The following is a 21,029-nucleotide window of genomic DNA, read 5'->3' on the forward strand; positions in this document are numbered from 1 at the left end:
CTATTCCTCCTCATTATTCAGCGCGTCAGCGCTGCCGATAATCTCGGTAAGTTCTTGTGTGATGGAAGCCTGGCGAGAAGCATTAAGCTTTCTTGTCAAATCCTCCACCAAATTGCGGGCGTTATCTGTAGCCGTATGCATAGCATTCTGTCGACTAGCTGTTTCGGAAGCAGCAGAAGTAAGCAAGCATTCGTGTATACGCGATTGAATATACTTTGGCAAAACCGAATCCAACACTTCGCTTGGACTTGGCTCAAAGCAATATTCCACAGCGTCCGGATTACTGCGGCTAACCGCTTCTTCTCGAGCCGAAACCGCACCCGTAGACGAAAGCGAAGCCGAAGGACCAGAAGCTGCCTCGTAATCTGGACGATGCATGGCAAACTCTTCGCCGTCCTTTAAAGGAACCAGCTCAACTGGAAGCATGCGCAGCGTACGAACCTTCTGCCTCACCATGTTTATAAACTCGGTGAATACAATGTAAAGCTCCGAAACTCCTCCATCTTCTTCTGGAGTCATATACGCATCCATTAAAGTATCGGAAATTCGCTCCGCAATAGTCACATCAGGATGATCAGTAGACCCTTCCCAAGTGCCTGCAACATCGCGATTACGATACTTGTAATAGGTTGCGCCACGGCGACCATACACGTACAGCTCAGCGTGCTTTCCTTCCGCATCCAACTTTGCGAGCAACGCCTCGGTTTCTCGAATAATCGATGATGTAAACGCGCCAGCCATGCCACGGTCTGAAGTTAACGCCAACACGGCTACGCGATTACCCGAACGCTCTTTACCAAAAATAGGATGCTTAATATTCGCTTCATGATGAGCTACCAACGCCTGCACGGCATCGAAAATTGCGTCGCTATAAGGCTTAGCATTTAGAGCGATATCACGCGCTTTTGCTATATGAGAAGACGCAATCATTTCCTGAGCCTTAAAGATTTTACCTAAAGACTGTGTGGAAATAATTCTCGATTTCAATGCAAGTTGGGAGGACATACGCTACTTCCCCTCAGATTCACGATTATCCGACTTCGGCTTTGCAACAAGCTGCTCTTTTTCAACTGGAGCAGGGTTTTCAGCTGGAGGCAGAGAATCCTTAACAATCAAAGGCTTACCTGCAGAAGTCTTAAACATCCTACGGAAGTCGTCAATTGCAGCATCAAGCTTCGATTCTGTTTCTTTGGTGAAATCTTCAGTATCGCGAATCACTTGCAAAATGTCGGTTCCCTTATCGAGATAATCCAATAATTCGCTTTCAAAACGCAAAACATCTTTTACAGGAATGTCATCTAACTTTCCGTGTGTACCAGCCCACACAGAAACAACCTCTTGCTCCATGGAACGAGGCGAGAACTGCTTCTGCTTAAGCAACTCGGTTAAGCGAGCGCCACGAGTGAGCTGTGCTTTGGAAGCTGCATCCAAATCGGAAGCGAACATTGCAAATGATTCCAAAGACTTGTATCGAGCCAAAGAAATCTTAAGCATGCCAGAGACCTTCTTCAAAGCCTTGGCCTGAGCTGCGCCACCAACACGAGACACGGAAATACCAACATCGACTGCTGGACGCTGACCTGCGTTGAACAAATCGGACTGCAAGAAGATCTGACCATCGGTAATAGAAATCACGTTGGTTGGAATGTATGCAGAAACGTCATTTGCCTTGGTCTCAATAATTGGCAAGCCAGTCATTGAGCCGCCGCCCATATCGTCGGAAAGCTTTGCGCATCTTTCTAGAAGACGAGAGTGAAGATAGAACACATCACCTGGATATGCTTCACGCCCAGGTGGGCGACGAAGAAGCAAAGAAATCGAACGATATGCTTCTGCTTGCTTAGACAAGTCGTCGAAAACAATCAAAACGTGCTTGCCGTTGTACATCCAATGCTGACCGATTGCAGAACCAGTGTATGGAGCAATGTACTTAAAACCTGCAGAATCCGAAGCTGGGCTTGCAACGATTGTTGTGTACTTCATAGCGCCTGCTTCTTCGAGGCTTTGACGTACAGATGCGATTGTTGAACCTTTTTGCCCGATTGCTACGTAAATGCAACGGACTTGCTTCTTTGGATCTCCACTTTCCCAGTTTGTGCGCTGGTTAATAATCGTATCGATTGCGATTGCTGTTTTACCAGTTTGACGATCGCCAATAATCAACTGACGCTGACCGCGGCCAATTGGCGTCATTGCGTCAATTGCCTTTAAACCAGTAGACAAAGGCTCGTCCACAGGGTGACGATGGATCACGTCTGGAGCCTGGGCTTCAAGAATACGACGCTCCTTGCACTCGATTGCACCTAGACCGTCGATTGGATTACCCAATGGGTCTACTGTACGACCAAGATAGGCGTCTCCCACTGGCACCGATAACACTTCGCCAGTGCGGTAAACTTCCTGCCCTTCTTCAATGCCCGTAAAATCGCCTAGAATAACCACGCCGATTTCGTGAGCATCAAGGTTAAACGCTAAGCCAAGGGTGTCGTTTTCGAAGGTGAGCAGCTCGTTTGCCATGCAGCCAGATAATCCAGCTACGTGCGCAATGCCGTCACCAGCCGTAACAACATAACCAACTTCTTGTGTTGGCATGTCTGTCGGCTTATACGAGTCAACGAACCCGTCAAGTGCCTTGCGTATAAGGGCGGGATCAATAGATAGTTCCGCCATAATTCTCCTTATTTAACTTATTTCACTGCCTGTGTCCAAGCACCATTTCGCGCAGAACGCTGCAACTGCTTAAGCTGCATCAACATTGTGCGGTCTGTTACTTGATCGCCAATACGTATACGCATTCCACCAAGCACGTTTGGATCCACAATTGGGTTTATGTAGGCACGATGACCCAACTTGTTGCTGTAAATCTCAATCAAACGCTTGATTTGCTTATCCGTAAGAGGCTGAGCGGTTGTAACCGTAACCAAAGTTTCGCCTGCTTCGCGCTCAAAACCAGACCATGCGCCTCCAAAGCTGCCCGTCTTGCCACTTTCTGCACCGCCATGCCAAGTACCTACAAGATAGTGCATAATGCGCAATACAACAGGATGCGCCTTACCTCCAATAAGCTCGTCAATCAGTCGTGACTTATCTTCCGAAGACCTATTTGGATCGGTAATAGCGTCAGAAAGCTCTGGGTACTTTTCTAGCGTATCCATCATTGTTGAAAGCTCATCAGATATGCGCTGAGCTTCATCATGAGCATCTGAAATGGCTTGCGCAAGCGAAGAACGCGATAAGTTTTCGCTTACTCGCGATGCCTTTTCTGGCATTCTTACCTCCTAATTCATGCAAAACTTAAGTAGCAATTAAGTAATACTAAAAAATCGTTTTAGCTACTCTCTTAACTACCTGTTTTGACCCGAACTCTTAACGTCTCCCACTTCATCAATAACATGATCAATGATTTTAGAGCCTACAGTATCGTCATCTAGCTTAGACGCAAGAATCTTTCCAGCTAATGCTGCAGCGAGTACCGATACTTCTCCTTGGAGGCTGGACATGGCATGCTTATGCTGAGCCTCAATGGAATACTGAGCTTCACTAATAATCTTCGCAGCATCTTTTTCCGCACGCTGTCTTGCTTCATCAACAATTTTGGAAGCTTGTGCACGAGCCTGTTCGCGAGTCTTTGCAGCATCTGCTTGAGCTTGGGCAAGTTCTTCTTCCATCTGGCTTTTTAACTCATCAGCTTCACGCTGCACGTTTGCTGCTTTAGACATTCCGCCTTCGATTTTCTCTGCACGCTCATCAAGAATTGCCTGGAATTTAGGCATAACGAACTTGTAGAAAAACGCTGCAAGAACAACTAAAATAACCAGCGACCATATAACGTCGTAAGGCTCCGGCAAGAACAACGCCAGTTTATTAGTTTCGGCTGCATATGCCATGGCTTGTCCTTTCTATTCTTTCAACACTTGTATGCGTTGGAACGAGTTGTTTCGTTCGGTTCAGCTTCCCATAATGTATGCAACGAATCCGAGCAAGCCCAGAACCTCGATGAATGCCAAGCCAATAAACATGAACAACTGAATACGGTTGCCGACTTCTGGCTGGCGTGCAGTGGATTCCATAGCCTTGGATACAACCATTGCCATTCCGATAGCAGGAGAAAGAGTAGCAACGGCAAAGCCGAGAATGCTAAGGTTGCCCGTCAATCCTGCGAGAGCGATGATACTATTCATTGGTTTCCTTTCTTTAGGAACAGTAACCAGTTATAAACCCTAAGATTATCAAACCTGACTTATTTGTTTGCTTTAATTAGTTTTACCTATTTACGCAATAGCAACAGCAGATTTTTCTTCTTTCTCAGGGTAACTTTCCGAAATATATACAGATGCAAGAACGGTAAAAATAAACGCCTGCAAGCCTGCGACTATTATTTCGAACACTGTAAACAGAATGCCACCAAGCAGCCATAATGCACCGCCTAAGGCAAGGAGTTTATTGCTGGAATCCACCACAAAGAAGTTGGTGAATACTAGGCAAGTGGCCACCAGCAAATGGCCAGCAATCATATTCGCAAACAAACGTATTGTAAGCGAAAGTGGTCGCACAATCAACAATTCCAGCAGCTGCAACGGCGTAAGAATAAAGTAAATCGGCCATGGCACGCCTGCTGGGAACAAGGATTCGCGGAAGAACGTTAAGAATCCTTTTTCTCTAATTCCAGTGATTAAGTATTGGCATACAACCCAAAGAGCAAACACTAATGGCCCTGTAATAGTTGCTGTTGCAGCCATATTTAAGCCTGGAATAACTGAGCAAAGATTAAAGAAGAATATTGTTATAAAAAGAGTTGTTATCATTGGCACATAACGCTTGCCGCGCTCTTCGCCAATCATTTCGTACACAATATTGAATCGCACAAAGTCCATTAGAATTTCTAGTACGCTTTGGAATCTTCCTGGAACCACTTTTGCGCGTGCTGCGCCAATGCCAAAAATAATCATAACGATTACGGCCATAATAAGACGCACCATAACAATTCGATTCATTGCAAAAGGTGTGCCTTGGAATAAAATCTCTGGCGGCAAAAAGTCATTAATGCTTGGCATCTCTGGCTTTGCTGAAGCTAGCAGCGCCGCAACATTTATATGCGCAGCTTTCGCTAAAACTTCGATAGCTCCACTCATTCGTGCCTCCTTGTAGGACTCTTTTACAATACAGCTGCGTTAAATATAAAGTTATTCACAAGCTAGTTTGTAAAACCGTAAATCCTGTAAATTCATTCGTTGATATATGCGCGAAACGAAAATATATCTCTAAAAAGCTGATTCTACTCTTAGTTTGTACATTTGAGTTATATTTGAGTTATATTGCTGATTATTAACGAGTGTTGCGATTATAGCAAACATGCAAATTCTTAATAACTCGCTTTAGTCACTTGTTTATTATACTCCACATTTGTTTAGAATTAAACTATTTACGCGAGAAATTTACGAGAGAAACACGCCGAGAACTTGACAAATCACAATTTGCACCTATCGTAGATAGAGCTGCTAAAAGTAGCCGACGCGGGGTGGAGCAGCTCGGTAGCTCGCTGGGCTCATAACCCAGAGGTCCATGGTTCAAATCCATGCCCCGCTACTAGAAAGCCAAGAGTCGCATATTTCTCACGAATGCGAATCTTGGCTTTTCTTTTAATCTTTTTAGTTGGCGCAGTCTTTTGCGTGGTATATCAGTACAGGAGAACTGCTAAGCGACGACGCGCACGATTCAAACGCTCATCTCCAGCTGGAAGCATCGCAAAATACTCAAGCATACGTTCTTTAATAACATCTGCACTATCACGATGACCAGCAAGAAAATCAAGAAGCCTACTAAAAGCATCTTCAATATGACCATCAATCATATCTACATCTGCTACAGCAAGCTGAGCGGAAGCATCACCAGGATTATCGCCAGCAGCCTTACGAACTGCATCAACATTTGTATTTGCATTTCTGCCAAGAAGCAATGCTTTAGCGCGTTCGCGAGATGCCAAAGAATCATTCGGGTTAGCCTGCAATACTTTTTCATACTCACTTGCAGCTAAAGCATAATCGCCATTCATAGCCGCCTCATGAGCAATTTTATGTTCTGGCGGAACGTCAGAAGAGTCGCCAGCAACCGCAGAATCATCACCTACACCAACACCTGACGCATCCGTAGAATCACCTGCAGAATCAACTGAATCAACATAAGTAGCCATCCCAGCTACACCAGATTTTTCCGCAACTTTAACCAGCTGAGGCAGAATATCATTACAAATCTGCTGCAACTCATCTGCACTAGGCAATCCCTGACAAATAGGCATTGGTCTGCCTCCAACCAATCCATATACAGCTGGAAGCTGCTGTGCACGTAAAGCTTGAGCAATTGATGGGCTTTCATCCGCATCAATACGAGCAAGCTGCATTCTGCCATCTAACGCAGTAATAGAATCCGCAAGTTTTTGTGCTAAATCGTAAGAAGTTTCATCGCTTTTTTGCCATACAAGCAAAATAATTGGAAAACTTACAGAGGTCTGAACCATCGCCTGAAAAGTTTGTTCATTAACATCAATCACATACCCACCAGCAGACGGCATCTTAGACTGAGGTTTTCCTGACTTTTCAGCCGCTTCTCGTTTTACAAGAGCTTCTGCTTTGCGCTTTACACCTTCCAAGTCCACTGCTCCAGCCAGAGAGAAGCCGCCTGGGTTCATACCCATTGATTGTGAATCAACCATAATTTCCTCTTTTGCTTATATTGCTTACAACTTTGCTTACATTTCTTATATTGCTTATACAACTGCTTACAGGGCTTCTACCTTTATAGGCTGACGCTCCGCTCCCACAGGAACAATCTGCGCATTAGAGCCAGCTGGTGGAACAACCATTGCTACAACATTTACGTAAGTTACACGCATTGTAGAAGTAGCCTTAGCATTTCCAAACAAAGCTTTCTCCTCGTCAGACGCTGGTCTTGATTCTCGACCTTCTCCAGCTCTTCTAGTCCACACGGAGTCAATACGCGCAACCACTAAATCACTACCATCGCTTGCGCGCATAACGCTAATCTGATTTGGAACTGAAGCAAAAACCTGTTCCTGAGAACCTTTGTTTCGCTCCATTCCCGCTTGAACAGTCTTAGATAATTCTGCTAATTTTGCGCGCAAATAATCACTAGCAAAACTCTTTGCAAATTTACTAGATTCTCCTTGCTGCAGAACATCAGCATAAGCCGCTGCTGCCGCATGAGGAGTCATAACAAGACCAGAATCATTTGCTTTACCCATTGAAGCGCCGATTGAAGAAACAGGGAATTTTGGCAGACGCACACCAGGGAACAGTCTTGCAACTGCCCACAATTTATAGTTTGAGCGTGCCCTATCCTGACGGATCACCAACAATCGCTTAGACTGCTGGTCTTTTGTTGTAGTAGTAATCGTCATCAAATCACGAGGCCAGTTTGCATTCGTAGGCACAATAGTCTGAGCAACTTCACGAGGAATTGTTGTTTTTGGATCCAATTTTCCTGTTTTAGCCGCAATCGCAAGCTCACTAGTTCGCACAAGCATTGCAGGACCACTCATATAGCCATCAAGATTACTAGAATTCTTCTCTTCATTCGCGCGCTCTAGAGACCTCAAAACTCTTAAACGTATATCTTTTTCTCTAATAGACGTTACGTTTGGAAGCTCCTTTGTGCTATGCCCCTCAGCGGCTTTAGGAACTTGACCATCGCAAGCGCTAAGAGCAAAACACATAATTAGCGACATTATTGTAGCGAATGTAAATCTTACATAATATTTGATTTTATGCGCATAAAACATAGTCATACTTACTTTCCACACTCACTTTTGCTCATTTCCACGCGCATTATTTTTACGCTTACGATTCTGGTTATAGTTTGAATTCGTGTTGCCACCAGCGTTTCTGTTATTTGCATTATTTTCGCCGCTATTTCTATTACGATTATCTAATTCGTTAGATCGACGATTTTTGCCATATTTTTGCCCGCGCTGACTATGCTGATTATTCTGACTATTCTTACGCTGGTCGCGATGATTACTCAAATCACGATTATTCCCTTGATTTCGCGACTTGCTGCGATTATTTAACTTTTCATTGCTTGAGTCGCAAGCCTCCGCTGATTTACTACGATTATCCCTATATTTGCGATTTTCTACATCTCTACTACTAGAACGACCATCTTGATTGTCATGCGAATCACGATTTCTTCTACCATATCTACTATTGCGGTTGCCGCGATTGCTATGACTCGACTTTCTAGAATTATTATTGCTACTATTCCCTGAATATTCCTTTGAAGATTGCTTTTTATTAGAATCATCATTCAAAGAATCTTTGGAATCACGTATAGCATCTTCATCTTTAAAAGAATCATAGGAAGATTTATCAGAAGAAACATCAGAAACTTCTAAAACAGTAGACGAATCGCTATTATTCTTGGAAACATCCGAGAATGATTCACTAGCAAAACGAGCAAAATAAGACTGCAAATCTTCTTTAGAAATCACAGCAGTTTCATCCAAAGATGGAGTTGGAGAAGAATTTAAACCAGACTTTACGTTTACAGACAAATCCACGGTTGCTTGCGACTTTGCAACACGAGTTTTTGAATGAGAACCATGACGAGCATGAGAAGCTGAAGAACCTTTATGCCTTGACTTCTTATCTTTAGCAAAACTGCCAAAAATACTAGCCATTGTGCCAGCAAAAGCATCTGAGAATTTAACTTCTTCGTCTCTGGATACACTTTCTACAGTAATAAGACCACTTCTACTAGCCACCAAACGCTTATTACGCCTGCGATGTGGAGCCATAGCGAACACAGAAGCAGAAAGGACACAAAGCAGAGCAAACAGTGCTCCAACAAAATACAAAGGAGTTGCAAAATCTGGAAGATTGTGTCTACGCCAACGAAACTCTACGAATGCTTCAGGAGAATTTTTACCTAAGTCAATAATCAGCACGCGTCGAGAAATCCTTGCACGCAATGCGGATGAAACTTTTTGATGATTCGACTGGCTATTTTCTTGATTTGCTTGATTTTCTTGATTTACAGCATTGCCACTGCTCAAATCTCCAGGAACAATGTTCTCAGATTGTTCAAAATCTTCCGCATTAACAAACAATTTAGCCAAACCCATTTGGCAAGTAGCATTAGTCCACAAATCTGAATCTTTAAAATCTACATCTTTAGAAGCCTTAGAATCAGAGTTATTCGCGGAATCTACAGAATTTTTGTTATTCACATCTGACTTTGCAGAATCATCCGCCTTCATAGGGACAGTAGAAAGATTCTCCCAATCTTGCAAACCAGTTATTCTCTGTACAGAGTAGCCACGAGTCCACCCACGAACATCTTTAGCCAAACCAACTGCTACACAAATCGGCTTACGAGTATTAAGAGCCGCAACACTAATTTTTACGCGGTAATCCACAAGATTTAAAACACCTGGATCCGTAACAATGTATCTTGAACCATACACGTTTGTATGAGCCGAAACAATAGAGTTTGGCTTCCAAACTGTGGCATTAAGAACACCAAGAACAATACTAAGCACAGCAAGCAACCCAAAAATAGGTGCCACGATTCCTCGCATAAACTTAGCTCGTTTTGTAGGTCGTTGCATCAAACCTCTTTCTGCATCCTAATCAGCAATAAATCATGCATTATGCTTGTAATCAGAGCATGAATTCTTTTTGATATTCGCCTTAATAATCGTCATATCGTATTTGCTCCTATCTATTCTACAATCTTTCATAATCTTTTATAATTAATCGATTGTTATATTTATTAATCTTTTACAATTCTTCGTAATATTTAATATATTTGCTACTGAATAATTAAAATCAGACTCAAGCGATAGTCTTAAACCTATGAGAAAAACCAGATTATACACAATCAAATCTTTTGCAATACGCGCAATTAGCACAATTAGCGCTGCAGCCTTGTGTTTTACAATGGCATCTTGCAGCGGGAATAGCACGAATGATAACGGAATGGCAGACCCAGCCGCGAATGCTGCTGGAATGCAAGTTTTAGGCGGCGTTAAGGCTAGTGGAACTTTAGGCAAACAACCAAAGGTCGATATAACTACTCCTATAGACGTAAAGCCAAATTCTTACGCCATTTTGCAAAACGGAAACGGTGCTAAAATCCAAGAAAATAGTCGCGTATGCGCTAATGGCATTGTGTACAATGCTAAAAACGGCAAAGAGCTTATGAACACATGGAAACAAGGCAAACCAGATTGCTCAATCGTTGTTAAAAAAGGCGTTACGAGTAAACCTTATTATGCACTGTTTAAGGGAAGAAAAATTAATTCCACGATTGCATTTGGTGTGCCTGCAAATCCGCAAACTAAGCAAGATGCGTACGTAATGGTGTTAACTCTTGTCTCTTCAATGAAATCTCTTGAACGCGCAACAGGCAATAAAGTTAAGGATATCCCTGAAAATCTGCCGAAAGTAACTCTGAGTAAATCTGGAGAACCATCGTTAGATAAGAATAACTACGTGCCAGATGGAAAGTTGGTTTCTCAAACTTTGATTGAAGGAACTGGTAAAGAGGTGACCAAAGAAAGCACTGTAACCGCTCATTACACTGGCTGGACTATCGATAAAGACGGCAAATTGCATCAATTTGATTCGTCATGGAAGCGCGGCACGCCTGCAGACTTCTCTCTTGCAGGTCAAGTGATTCCAGGATGGACTAAAGGCTTAGCTGGGAAGAAAGTCGGATCTCAAGTTCTTTTGGTAATTCCTCCAGAAGATGGCTATGGCAAAGAAGATAAGAAGGATGCACAAGGAAATGTAACAATTCCTGCAAATTCAACGCTTTACTTTGTTGTAGATATTCTCTATGCTTCCTGATCTATTAATCTCTTAATGATTAATTCTCTTAATGATTAATTACCAATCGAATCATGCCGCGCTTGAATAAATCTTGCGCGGCATTTTTATACGTAAATTTACGTAAATTTCGTAATAAATCACAAATAAAACAGAAAATCGTTAAGCTAAAACAGGCGAAGATCGTTAGACTCAGCACCGCGCATTTCATCGTAATCGAGGATTAAGCAAGTAAAGCCACGATCCTCAGCCAAAACTCGCGCTTGTGGGCTAATAGTCTGCGCAGCAAAAATGCCTCGAACTGGTTTAAGCAACGGGTCTCGATTCAATAACTCGCAGTAACGCGTAAGCTGCTCAACACCATCAATACCACCGTGTCGCTTAATCTCAATAGCAACGTGAACACCGTTTGAATCCTGCGCCATAATATCCACTGGACCAATAGCAGTAGGATATTCTCGGCGAACCAATGTAGCACCATCGCCAATACGCTCAATTTGCTCAGCCAAGTAGCGCTGCAAATGATCTTCTACGCCATCTTTAACAAGACCTGGGTCTGTGCCTAAATCATACGAAGAATCGCTATAAACGTGTTGCAGAACAATGCAAAGCAGATCATTACCCTTTTTTGCAGCAATTTTTAAAACAGTTCCGTCGCTAAAAACACGCGAAAAGTCGAAAGCATCCGCGCTACAAGCGCCGACAGAACCATCTGAAGAAACAGAACTCGAATCGTCGCACCCATCAGAACAATCGTTCTCTTTAGAAACATTTCCATCAATAACACGCATAGTGCAAGGAGCAACCATCCAATTAAGAGGTTTATATGACCCTAACTCTGAAAAAATCAGTACACTACCATCAGCCTTAATAAGCAACACGCGCTTAGCTGATGGAAGGCTTGCATTAAGCCTACCCGTATATTCTGCACTACAATCCGCAACAATAATTCGCACACAAAAAGCGTAACATAAATCGCGTAACTAGCTATCCAGAGCTACCTACCCAAAGCCGCCGCTAAATCGCGATTCTGCCAATGCTGATGCAGAGCGCAATAGCCTCCAAAAAGAACAAGCCAAATAAGACCGCCAATAGCAGATCCACGAGTATCCTCGCTAATAAACAGCGTTATGTACACAAACACAAAGAATGCAATAGTAAGAGAATTAAGCAGCTTATAATGCGGCATAACAAAACCATCTGGCATAAAATCAGCAGAAGCACGGTACTTTCTGTGCGTGACCATAATCAAAATGTAAATCATGATTATCACTGCAGAAGAGGCAGAAGCAAACACTATAAACGCTCCGTGAACTCCAGGAATCGAGTTAATAATCGGCGAGAACAGAATTAGTGCAGCAGAAAAAACGATTGCTCGTGCAGGAACTTTAGCGCGCGAAACCTTGCGCAAATGCGAAAGAACAGGCGAATTAGATTCCAACGCAATCTGATACATGTGGCGTCCTGCAGAATAAAGCAGCGAATTAAGAGCAGAAGATGCTGCAGTAATCACCACAAAGAACACAAGTGCAGAAGCCCAATGAAGCCCCGCATATTGGAAAACCATTATGAACGGAGACATATAAACGCCTTTAGAATCGGTAGCTTTAAATTGTTGCCAAGGAACAATTAGCATGATTGAAGCAAGCGCTCCAACGTAGAAAATCAAGATTCGCATAATAATCTCGTTGATTGCCTTTGGCAAAACTTGGCGAGGATTCTTAGTTTCCGAAACTGTAACGCCTACAAACTCAATAAGCTGGTATGCGTAGAACACCATTTGGAAACTCATCAAAAATGCCAACCATCCATTTGGCATAAGCGAGAAGTTGTTGAAAATATTGTCAAAGCCTGCGTGGCCTGCAGGATTTGCAACGCCGCTAATCTGTGTTGCAGGGTAATGGTAGCCAATAATAACCATAACTGCAGCAGTTGCAATAAGAGCCACAATCAACGTGATTTTAATCATTGAGAACCAAAACTCTGTTTCGCCAAATAGCTTAACAGCAACCAGATTTATGCACACTAAAGCAGCTAAAAACGCTATTTCTATAAGCCATTTCCAGCTGCTAACGTCTATGCCAAAAGTTTGGAAAAATGTAACACAATACGTACTTACAGCCGTAATCTCACTCATGCCAATAAGTACAAGCACTATCCAATACGACCATCCTGCAAAATTGCCCCAGCCTTTGCCCAAGTATTTAGTAATAAAACTAATAAACGTATGCTGGTTTGGATCCTTGTACATAAGTTCGCCAATGCCTCGCATAAGCAAAAACATGATTAATCCAACGATTATGTACACAAGCATAATGCTTGGACCCGTAAGACTAATGGATTTGCCCGAGCCTAAGAATAGTCCCGTGCCGATTGTTCCGCCTATAGCAATGAATTGCACGTGTCTTTTTGTAAGGCTGCGCTCCATTTTGTTAGTGTGACCATTGTTAGTTTGGTCAATATCACTCATTGCTATAACTCCATTCTTTTAGCCGTGAGCTTTCAATTTTATAAGAACCCGTAAATATTTGAATTTCATTATTCAACTTTATTCAACACTTTTAAGCGAACTAACAGGGTCAATGCGGTCCAACGCGGGATTAGTTGACCATTGAACAACTAAAGCAAAGACCAGCGTTGCAAAGCCAGCAATAGCGTAGCTTAATGGAGATACTTCAACCTCAAAATACAGAGAAGGCATGCGCAAAGCATTTGTTAACAAGCCTGCAACCAATCTTCCAAGAGGCAGACCAACAAGAATACCAATTACAGTAAGAGTAAGCATCTCCTTATGCACATAAGCATGAACTTCTCTACGATAAAAGCCAAGAACCTTTAAAGTTGCCATCTCTCGCGTGCGTTCCGAAATATTAGTGCTTGCCAATGTAAACAGCACGGCTAACGCCAAGCCTGCTGCAAGAGTTACTATAAGCGCTACAACAGCATTCATTAAATCAAAGCTAAACGAATGTTTCATGCGCGTAATGTTCATAACAGCTAACACGCCATCCCTATCTGACACATGGTCTGCGTAACACATTTTTGCATCATCGTCTCCACGAAGGCGCAATATTAGCGCATTATTCTTAACGTTTTTCCCATTTTTAAAACTGAATATTCTTTCATAGCAGCGAGAAGTCATATAGATATTTGAACCAATAAGATTACGCACGATTGCACGCAACTTCACTTTTGCGCGCTTAAAACTGGAGTTTGTTATTGTAATATAGTTTCCATTCGCAATTCCCAACGACGATGCTGCGCTCTGCGAAAGAAGCGGACCATCATCATTAAGCGAAATATTTTGCAAATTATTGTTAACATCTTGTAGACGAACCATATTAGACAAAGCTTCGGCATCTTTAACAACTACAATTTGCACGCTTTCAGAATCTTCAACGATTTTATTATGCGAATTGTTATTGGAATTGCTATTAGATTTACCATTATCTGCATCGCTTTTTGCGATTTCTCCAGAGCTAATGTAGGCAGGCAAAATGGTATCAACAAGATTGCTGGATTTATCTTTTTGCACACTTTTCTTCATATTTTGAAATGCATCTGGAGTGGAAATAGAAATCATATCGTAGCGGTAAATGCCGTCATATTGGCGGATTCCAAGAGTGGCTACAGTATCGTTTAATGCTAAAGCACACACGATTAATGCCGTGCAACCAGCTACACCGCCAATCGTCATAAATAGTCTGCCTTTAAAACGAGCCAGATTCCTTATAGATACTTTGTTGAGGAAACTTAGACGATTCCAGATAAAAGGTAAATGTTCAAGAAGCACGCGAGCACCAGCTTTTGGAGATTTTGGACGCAATAATGCCGATGGTACTTGCCTTGTCTCCCTCCAGCTTACGATTATTGTGCATATTGCAACTGGTATTACAAACGCGAGTACACAAATCGAACCATAAAGCCAATCGTATCGTAAAACAACTCCTGGAACTGTGTACAATCCGCGCAAAATCTTAAGTAGTAAAGATGGAATTGCTAAGAATCCTAGAATATCGCCAATTCCGCCGCCTACTAGACAGGCAAAAATCGCAAAGAAAGCGTGCCTTGTTATTGCTGCGCAACGTCCATAACCTAAGCTTAAGTATGTTCCAATTAGTCCTCGTTCTTCTTCTACCATTCTTGCCATGGCTGTTAGGCTCATCATCATTGCCACCACAAGAAAAAGCACTGGGAAAGCGTATCCAAGAGATTGAATCGAGGCAACATCAGAACGCAAGCGAGTATAGCTCCCGTTTGATATGCGAGCAAAAATATGCCATCTTGCTTTAGGAACATGCTTTTGCACTTCTGGCTTAATTTTTGCGTAAATTTGTGCGCGAGCCTTAGCTAAAACCGAGTCGGGAGCGTTTTTAAGCATTGGCATATTGGCTATAGTTTGATCTACTTGTTGATCAGTCTGGTCTTTTATAACCTGATTTGTGCGCGCCTCTTGGCAATCACTCTGCACACTGTCTTTAATTTGGCTTGAAGCATTTGCCACAATTGCGCGATACTTTTGCGAAAAATCGTTAACGCGTCGAGCCTCATTTAAGCGCACATATATAGCTGTGTATGGAAGATTATTTGTGCTTTCAGTAATCGCAGAGGTAAAAATAGGGTAGCGTGATATTACGGAATTGCGGAAAGCTTTTGATTGATACCCGTTTGGATTATCCAAATCGTTTACGTCTAACACACTTCCTGTAATTAGAAGCTTATATTTTTGATTTTGAATCGGTTGATTAGACGAATTAGGCTGATTAGTGACTTGTTGCATACTCAAAAACAGTGTGCTACCAATGCGCAATCCGCTATCGTGCAAAAATCGTTCAGTTACCACAGCTTGACGATTGTTTGTTGGCATATTGCCACGCATCAAATGCAGACGATTCAGTTTTTTAACATTGTGATTATATTGAACTACGTTCATTGCATAAGACAAATTGGCATTATTCGAAGGATGAGCAGTAGCTTTAAACGACTTTCCCGCCTCTGCTTCACTAACAAATGGCAATTTTTTGATTGCTTTAACATCTTTGTCAGTCAAACCAAGCGTAGAAACAATTTGTAGGTCGTAAGCTTTGAGCTTAGAGTAAGTGTCATTTGCTCCAAGAAGCATATCGTTGCATCCTGCATAAATGCCAGTCATAACAGCAACGCCAAGCATTGCTATAACTGCTAGTATGCAAAAACGACGCCATTCGTGAAACCACATTCTAATAGCACTAATAAAAACCATTGGAAAAATAGAGCATGAGCGCTTATTACTAATCGCATATTTACGCTTGATTTTCTTAGATTTTACAGTTTCGCTACTCACTACAAACCACCACTCTACAAATCACCATTCAATATCTGCAATTGCCGTAGGATTTTCTTGTACTGTTTCGCTCACGACTTTTCCAGAATGGAATCTCACAACTTTATGAGCCATAGGAGCAATAGCAGCATTATGAGTAATAATAAGAACCGTCATTCCTTCTTTTTGGCAAATATCTTGCAATAATTGCAAAACAGCTTTTCCGGTTTCATAATCTAGCGCACCCGTAGGCTCATCGCATAAAAGCAACTTAGGCTTTTTAGCAAGTGCGCGCGCAATAGAAACTCGCTGCTGTTCGCCTCCAGAAAGTTGCGCTGGGAAATTATTAAGTCTTTTTTCCAAACCTACGTCAATAAGTGTTTGAGCTGGATCAAAATGATCTGAGCAGATTTGTGAAGCAAGCTCCACGTTTTCTAACGCCGTCAAGTTTGGAACAAGATTATAGAATTGAAAAACAAAACCAATATCTTCTCTTCGATACTTTACAAGCCCACGACCATTTAGCTTTGTAATATTTAAATCACCAACAGTTACGCTACCGCTTGTTGCCGTATCCATACCGCCTAAAATATTCAATGCTGTAGTTTTACCTGCGCCCGAAGCCCCTAGTATTACGGTGAGCTTACCGCGCTCGGCTGTAAAACTAGCATCATCTAGAGCGCGCACAACACTTGATCCAGATGGATACTCTTTTACAACATGATCAAAAGTTATGTATGCCACAATACACCTTGCTTACTTACTACCTAATGACGCTTTTTCTATCAACTTCTTAATTTATTAGATTAATATTTAATACTCTTCATTGGAATAGAGATACACCACGACGTGCTGTACAATATGCGTTGCCAAGCCAAGTATGCCTTGAATTTGGCCATACAGCTCCAAGACGAGGAGCACCTTGACTCATCCAAATACTCGGCACTCTTCCATCGGAACTTTTAGACCCAAGAAGATTAAAACCATTTTTTATTTCAAGCCAGTCTGGATGCTGAGTAACAACCGCCAATCCTTCTTCTAAAGTCAAAGGAAGACGCTCGTCTGAATCTATAAGTTTTCTGGCAACATCTGGCTCACGATTCAAATACGATGTACCTGTATGAGGGTCTAATGCCAAGTAAAACGGACCTTCTGGAGGCTCAAAACCATCTTGTGGCAGGAAACTAGCTATATCTCTAGGCGGCATTGTTGTAAAACCAGCCATACGATCAATACTCGTCCTAGAAATTAAGGATTCTGGCGAAACTAGCTCACGAGTAGGCACAAGAAGAATATTAGTACCCAAATCGCTTTGATCAAGAGCGCGAATAAGCGGCAAAGCTAAAGCACGAAACGATGCAGCACTCATATCTGCAACATCTGGGTAGCCAAGAGCAACAATACGATCAAGCTGCTTTTGTATTTCTTGCGAAGCTATAGACATAATTACATTTTACGTAAAATTTTTTATAATAGCGAATTCGCGCAGGTCTAATCAATCCACAAAGTGTCGTTTTTTAGCTACGATTTCCGCCAATTGCACAGCATTAAGAGCAGCACCCTTACGAAGATTGTCATTTGTAATAAACATTGCCAATCCACGCTTTCCATCAACCGCTTGATCTTGGCGAATACGCCCAACATAGCTCGCGGATTTTCCTGCAGCAAGCTGAGGAGTAGGAATATCATCTAGCGCAACGCCAGCGGCCGATTTTAGCACTTCGCGAGCCATATCTGGAGTTACATCGCACTCAAATTCGGCATTAATGCTCATTCCGTGACCTGTAAAAACGCCTACGCGCACGCATGTGCAGCTTGCTGCAAGCTTTGGCAGATGCAGAATCTTACGACTTTCATTGCGGAGCTTTTGCTCCTCGTCGGTTTCTTGCGAACCATCCTCAACAATCGCACCAATGAATGGCACAACGTTAAATGCGATTGTGCGCGCAACTTTTGTTGGTTGCGGAAAATCAATAGCATCCCCATCAAACACAAGCTTATCCGCGCCCTGATCTAAGGCAGCTTGCGCTTCGTTCATAAGCTGCAACGCTCCAGCTCTGCCAGCTCCAGAAACCGCTTGATAAGAAGATACAATAAGTCGCTTTAAGCCAAAAGCATCGGAAAGCGGCTTTAAAACAGGCATGCACGCCATTGTTGTGCAATTAGGGTTGGCAACAATCCCACGCGGAATATCATTTAAATCTTCTGGATTTACTTCTGCAACTACAAGAGGCACATCGTTATGCATACGCCATTGAGAAGAATTATCTATTACTATTGCACCCGCATCTGCAAATCGCGGTGCCCACACTTTGGATGTTCCGCCGCCTGCGGAGAAAATCGCAATGTCAATTCCACTTAAATCTGCTTTTTCTACATCTTCTACAACAACATCTTTGCTGCGATATTTCAAAACAGTTCCAGCGGAGTGTGCGGAAGCCAAAAATCGCAAGTTTTTAATTGGAAAATCGCGCTCGTCTAATACGCGGCGCATAACCATTCCAACTTGGCCAGTGGCGCCTAAAACCGCAAGGTTTACGCCTTTGTTGCTTATAATTGCCATTTTGTCTCCCTTATTTTGCGTGTTTTTGCGATTTTCTTTGATTTTTGCGATTATTTAAGCGTGATTTTTGCGTAATTTTTGCGCGCGATTAGCGTCCGCTTCCTCCATAAACAACAGCTTCGACTTTGCTTGCGTCTAATCCGTAGGCTGTGTGAAGCGCACGAACCGCTTCGTCAAGCTGTTTTACTGGAACAATCGCTGCAATACGAATTTCTGATGTAGAAATCATAAGAATATTAATACCGTGATCGCTTAGCGCTGTAAAGAAGGTTGCTGCGAGACCAGAATAGGTTTTCATTCCAACGCCAACAACTGCGACTTTGCCAACAGAAGGGTCCACGTCCATAGACGTAAATTGCAATTCGCCGCGCGCGCCCTGCAAAACCTTGCAAACGGCGTCTAGGGACGAGCTTGGAGCCGTAAGCGATATGTCAGCCGTTTCGGTGGATGCGCTTGCCTGAGCAATCATGTCTATGTTAACGTCTGCAGCAGCAAGAGTTGTAAACACTTTTGCAGCGTTTCCAGGCTTATCGGGAACGCCTCGAAGAGTAATCATAGATTCGCTTCTATCGTGTGCAACGCCAGAAATCACAGGGGTCTCTGGGCCTAAGTCTGGGAATAAATCGCCCATTGTTGAGCGAATGTCTACATTTGTTATTTTATTTGCCATTTTTGCCGCCTTATGTCTATTGCCTATGCGTTCTGTCTGTTGTTATGCTTGTGTCTTCTTTAATAAATAATTAGTTTAAATTCGGCAAGCTCTTTGGATTTACTCCACTCGGCACAATTAATGTTCCGTTTCTGTGCGAAAACGAGCTGCGAACATGAAGAGGCATACTGAATCTTTGTGCGTATTCAACGCATCTCAAAGCTAACACTCGAGATCCGCAAGATGACATCTCAAGCATTGAATCATAATCGATAACAGGAATTCGCTTTGCGGTTGGAACAATTCGAGGATCTGCCGTAAATACGCCATCAACATCTGTGTAAATCTCGCAAACATCTGCTCCAAGAGCAACAGCAAGCGCCACTGCCGAAGTGTCTGATCCGCCTCTACCAAGCGTTGTGTCGTCACCAATCTCGCTGATTCCTTGGAATCCTGCAACAATAGCAACACTGCCTTTTTTAAGCGCATGCTGAACACGATCTGGCTTAACAGCGCGAATATGAGCTGCTCCAAATTGCGCGTCTGTCATAAATCCAGCTTGAGAACCAGTAAAAGAGTATGCGTGCGAGCCTTGAGCATGAATAGCCATTGCTAGAAGACTCATGGAAATACGCTCTCCTGCAGTCATAAGCATATCCATCTCTCTAGCAGGAGGATGCGCATTTACACTCATTGCTTGGTCAATCAAGTCGTCTGTGGTATCTCCCATAGCGGAAACGACAACAGCAACATCGTTACCAGCAGCTTTTGTATCAAGAATCCTTTTGGCTACACGCTGAATTGCGTCCGTATCTTCTACGGACGATCCACCGTATTTCTGCACTATAAGAGCCACTGTAACCCCTTATGTTCAGCCGTCACTATTATCTAAAGCACGCTAATGCAATAAGAATTAATCCAAATAAGACTAATCTAAAATTAGACTATCAACTGTGCTCTATTTATTTTTAGTTTTAGAGATATTATGAGTGGCGTATATACAACAAGCGGTTTCTTGCGACTTATCAAACGCGTTCGCTTATGAATTCACAAATCTTCTATACTTCTTGTCTTCCTGCAAATGCGCGACCAAGAGTTATCTCGTCTGCATACTCTAAGTCTCCACCAACTGGCAATCCGCTTGCAAGTCGCGTAATACTTATGTCAAGCGGCTCAAGCAAACGTGCTAAATAAGTTACTGTAGCTTCTCCTTCAATATTTGGGTCAAGCGCTAAAATGACTTCTTTTACTTGCGCGTCTTTTAAGCGCTCAAGTAGTTGCGTTATTTTTAAGTCTGCAGGTCCAATGTTTGCCATTGGATTAATGGCACCGCCCAAAACGTGGTAAACGCCAGCGTATTCGTGAGTTCTCTCAATGCTCATAATGTCTTTTGGCTCTTCTACAACGCATATTTTTGTGTGATCTCTTCGCGGATCTTGGCAAATAACACAAGGACTTTGCTCGCAAACATTTCCGCAAATTTCACAAAATCGCACATTCTCGCGCAAGTCACTGATTGCGTCAATTAAATCCTGCGTTTGTACATCAGATGATGAAAGTATATAGAATGCAATTCGCTGCGCGCCTTTTGGTCCTATTCCTGGAAGCTTAGAGAACGCATCAATAACTCTGCCTATTGCACCGTCATACGATGACACGTTATGCACTTTT

At 42.7% G+C, this 21,029-nt stretch carries 19 protein-coding genes and 1 tRNA gene; 2 read left to right on the plus strand and 18 right to left on the minus strand.

The window, feature by feature from the left end; translation table 11 throughout:
* From HXT25_RS02490 to atpB, 6 genes are all read right to left on the minus strand, one after another.
* The gene (locus HXT25_RS02490) at positions 1 to 1,005 is read right to left on the minus strand and encodes a F0F1 ATP synthase subunit gamma (protein ID WP_004116288.1); all 1,005 of its coding nucleotides are present in this window, start codon (positions 1,003 to 1,005) and stop codon (positions 1 to 3) included.
* Positions 1,006 to 1,008: 3 nt separating this feature from the next.
* Positions 1,009 to 2,670, minus strand: coding sequence for a F0F1 ATP synthase subunit alpha (gene atpA, locus HXT25_RS02495; RefSeq protein WP_246979237.1), 1,662 nt, complete (start codon positions 2,668 to 2,670; stop codon positions 1,009 to 1,011).
* Between the two features lie 17 nt (positions 2,671 to 2,687).
* Positions 2,688 to 3,269, minus strand: coding sequence for a F0F1 ATP synthase subunit delta (locus HXT25_RS02500; RefSeq protein ID WP_004114200.1), 582 nt, complete (start codon positions 3,267 to 3,269; stop codon positions 2,688 to 2,690).
* A gap of 75 nt (positions 3,270 to 3,344) precedes the next feature.
* A complete protein-coding gene (locus HXT25_RS02505; RefSeq protein WP_004116293.1) occupies positions 3,345 to 3,887 on the minus strand; it encodes a F0F1 ATP synthase subunit B in 543 nt (180 codons plus the stop codon).
* A 60-nt stretch (positions 3,888 to 3,947) separates the two neighbouring features.
* Positions 3,948 to 4,181: an ATP synthase F0 subunit C gene (gene atpE / locus HXT25_RS02510; RefSeq protein ID WP_004105752.1), complete on the minus strand. Its 234-nt coding sequence runs from the start codon at positions 4,179 to 4,181 to the stop codon at positions 3,948 to 3,950.
* Positions 4,182 to 4,271: 90 nt separating this feature from the next.
* Positions 4,272 to 5,132, minus strand: coding sequence for a F0F1 ATP synthase subunit A (gene atpB / locus HXT25_RS02515; protein ID WP_004116298.1), 861 nt, complete (start codon positions 5,130 to 5,132; stop codon positions 4,272 to 4,274).
* 380 nt (positions 5,133 to 5,512) lie between these two features.
* On the opposite strand from atpB, the gene HXT25_RS02520 reads away from it, so the two are divergent.
* A tRNA-Met gene (locus HXT25_RS02520) sits at positions 5,513 to 5,586 on the plus strand.
* A gap of 91 nt (positions 5,587 to 5,677) precedes the next feature.
* Here the strand turns inward: HXT25_RS02520 and HXT25_RS02525 are convergent.
* The 3 genes from HXT25_RS02525 to HXT25_RS02535 form a co-directional block, all read right to left on the minus strand.
* Entirely contained in the window at positions 5,678 to 6,709 is a 1,032-nt protein-coding gene (locus tag HXT25_RS02525) for a co-chaperone YbbN (RefSeq protein ID WP_422118643.1), read from the minus strand.
* Between the two features lie 66 nt (positions 6,710 to 6,775).
* On the minus strand, positions 6,776 to 7,801 hold the full coding sequence (locus HXT25_RS02530; RefSeq protein ID WP_004573666.1) for a hypothetical protein: 1,026 nt from the start codon (positions 7,799 to 7,801) through the stop codon (positions 6,776 to 6,778).
* A gap of 15 nt (positions 7,802 to 7,816) precedes the next feature.
* Positions 7,817 to 9,622, minus strand: a complete 1,806-nt coding sequence (locus HXT25_RS02535; protein WP_020760148.1) for a hypothetical protein — start codon at positions 9,620 to 9,622, stop codon at positions 7,817 to 7,819.
* A gap of 247 nt (positions 9,623 to 9,869) precedes the next feature.
* Here HXT25_RS02535 and HXT25_RS02540 point away from each other — a divergent pair, with 247 nt between their 5' ends.
* On the plus strand, positions 9,870 to 10,865 hold the full coding sequence (locus HXT25_RS02540) for an FKBP-type peptidyl-prolyl cis-trans isomerase (protein ID WP_004114189.1): 996 nt from the start codon (positions 9,870 to 9,872) through the stop codon (positions 10,863 to 10,865).
* A gap of 146 nt (positions 10,866 to 11,011) precedes the next feature.
* Here the strand turns inward: HXT25_RS02540 and nucS are convergent, their stop codons facing one another.
* The 9 genes from nucS to recR all read right to left on the minus strand — a co-directional run bounded on the left by nucS (position 11,012) and on the right by recR (position 21,025).
* Positions 11,012 to 11,800: an endonuclease NucS gene (nucS, locus tag HXT25_RS02545; protein ID WP_119675958.1), complete on the minus strand. Its 789-nt coding sequence runs from the start codon at positions 11,798 to 11,800 to the stop codon at positions 11,012 to 11,014.
* A 41-nt stretch (positions 11,801 to 11,841) separates the two neighbouring features.
* The gene (locus HXT25_RS02550) at positions 11,842 to 13,314 is read right to left on the minus strand and encodes an amino acid permease (protein ID WP_101889986.1); all 1,473 of its coding nucleotides are present in this window, start codon (positions 13,312 to 13,314) and stop codon (positions 11,842 to 11,844) included.
* Positions 13,315 to 13,392: 78 nt separating this feature from the next.
* Complete coding sequence (locus tag HXT25_RS02555) at positions 13,393 to 16,167, minus strand: FtsX-like permease family protein (RefSeq protein ID WP_422118644.1); 2,775 nt, start codon at positions 16,165 to 16,167, stop codon at positions 13,393 to 13,395.
* A gap of 21 nt (positions 16,168 to 16,188) precedes the next feature.
* On the minus strand, positions 16,189 to 16,890 hold the full coding sequence (locus tag HXT25_RS02560; protein WP_004114181.1) for an ABC transporter ATP-binding protein: 702 nt from the start codon (positions 16,888 to 16,890) through the stop codon (positions 16,189 to 16,191).
* 79 nt (positions 16,891 to 16,969) lie between these two features.
* Entirely contained in the window at positions 16,970 to 17,590 is a 621-nt protein-coding gene (locus HXT25_RS02565; RefSeq protein ID WP_004114180.1) for a DUF5701 family protein, read from the minus strand.
* 51 nt (positions 17,591 to 17,641) lie between these two features.
* Positions 17,642 to 18,709, minus strand: a complete 1,068-nt coding sequence (locus HXT25_RS02570) for an aspartate-semialdehyde dehydrogenase (protein WP_004114178.1) — start codon at positions 18,707 to 18,709, stop codon at positions 17,642 to 17,644.
* Positions 18,710 to 18,797: 88 nt separating this feature from the next.
* Entirely contained in the window at positions 18,798 to 19,379 is a 582-nt protein-coding gene (locus HXT25_RS02575; protein WP_004114175.1) for an ACT domain-containing protein, read from the minus strand.
* Positions 19,380 to 19,449: 70 nt separating this feature from the next.
* Positions 19,450 to 20,214, minus strand: coding sequence for an aspartate kinase (locus HXT25_RS02580; protein ID WP_004114173.1), 765 nt, complete (start codon positions 20,212 to 20,214; stop codon positions 19,450 to 19,452).
* Between the two features lie 202 nt (positions 20,215 to 20,416).
* Positions 20,417 to 21,025, minus strand: coding sequence for a recombination mediator RecR (gene recR / locus HXT25_RS02585; protein WP_004114171.1), 609 nt, complete (start codon positions 21,023 to 21,025; stop codon positions 20,417 to 20,419).
* Between the last annotated feature and the right edge of the window lie 4 nt (positions 21,026 to 21,029).

Origin of the sequence: Gardnerella sp. DNF00476 (assembly GCF_049262735.1) — a bacterium.
GTDB lineage: Bacteria > Actinomycetota > Actinomycetes > Actinomycetales > Bifidobacteriaceae > Bifidobacterium > Bifidobacterium vaginale.

What these genes read in the sequence shown, in the direction of transcription:
- HXT25_RS02575 (WP_004114175.1), bottom strand. Translation starts at nt 19,379, where the DNA reads ATGGCAAATAAAATAACAAATGTAGACATTCGCTCAACAATGGGCGAT.
- HXT25_RS02565 (WP_004114180.1), bottom strand. Translation starts at nt 17,590, where the DNA reads ATGTCTATAGCTTCGCAAGAAATACAAAAGCAGCTTGATCGTATTGTT.
- HXT25_RS02535 (WP_020760148.1), bottom strand. Translation starts at nt 9,622, where the DNA reads ATGCAACGACCTACAAAACGAGCTAAGTTTATGCGAGGAATCGTGGCA.
- atpB (WP_004116298.1), bottom strand. Translation starts at nt 5,132, where the DNA reads ATGAGTGGAGCTATCGAAGTTTTAGCGAAAGCTGCGCATATAAATGTT.
- HXT25_RS02525 (WP_422118643.1), bottom strand. Translation starts at nt 6,709, where the DNA reads ATGGTTGATTCACAATCAATGGGTATGAACCCAGGCGGCTTCTCTCTG.
- HXT25_RS02490 (WP_004116288.1), bottom strand. Translation starts at nt 1,005, where the DNA reads ATGTCCTCCCAACTTGCATTGAAATCGAGAATTATTTCCACACAGTCT.
- atpE (WP_004105752.1), bottom strand. Translation starts at nt 4,181, where the DNA reads ATGAATAGTATCATCGCTCTCGCAGGATTGACGGGCAACCTTAGCATT.
- atpA (WP_246979237.1), bottom strand. Translation starts at nt 2,670, where the DNA reads ATGGCGGAACTATCTATTGATCCCGCCCTTATACGCAAGGCACTTGAC.
- HXT25_RS02540 (WP_004114189.1), top strand. Translation starts at nt 9,870, where the DNA reads ATGAGAAAAACCAGATTATACACAATCAAATCTTTTGCAATACGCGCA.
- HXT25_RS02570 (WP_004114178.1), bottom strand. Translation starts at nt 18,709, where the DNA reads ATGGCAATTATAAGCAACAAAGGCGTAAACCTTGCGGTTTTAGGCGCC.
- HXT25_RS02505 (WP_004116293.1), bottom strand. Translation starts at nt 3,887, where the DNA reads ATGGCATATGCAGCCGAAACTAATAAACTGGCGTTGTTCTTGCCGGAG.
- HXT25_RS02550 (WP_101889986.1), bottom strand. Translation starts at nt 13,314, where the DNA reads ATGAGTGATATTGACCAAACTAACAATGGTCACACTAACAAAATGGAG.
- HXT25_RS02500 (WP_004114200.1), bottom strand. Translation starts at nt 3,269, where the DNA reads ATGCCAGAAAAGGCATCGCGAGTAAGCGAAAACTTATCGCGTTCTTCG.
- HXT25_RS02530 (WP_004573666.1), bottom strand. Translation starts at nt 7,801, where the DNA reads ATGACTATGTTTTATGCGCATAAAATCAAATATTATGTAAGATTTACA.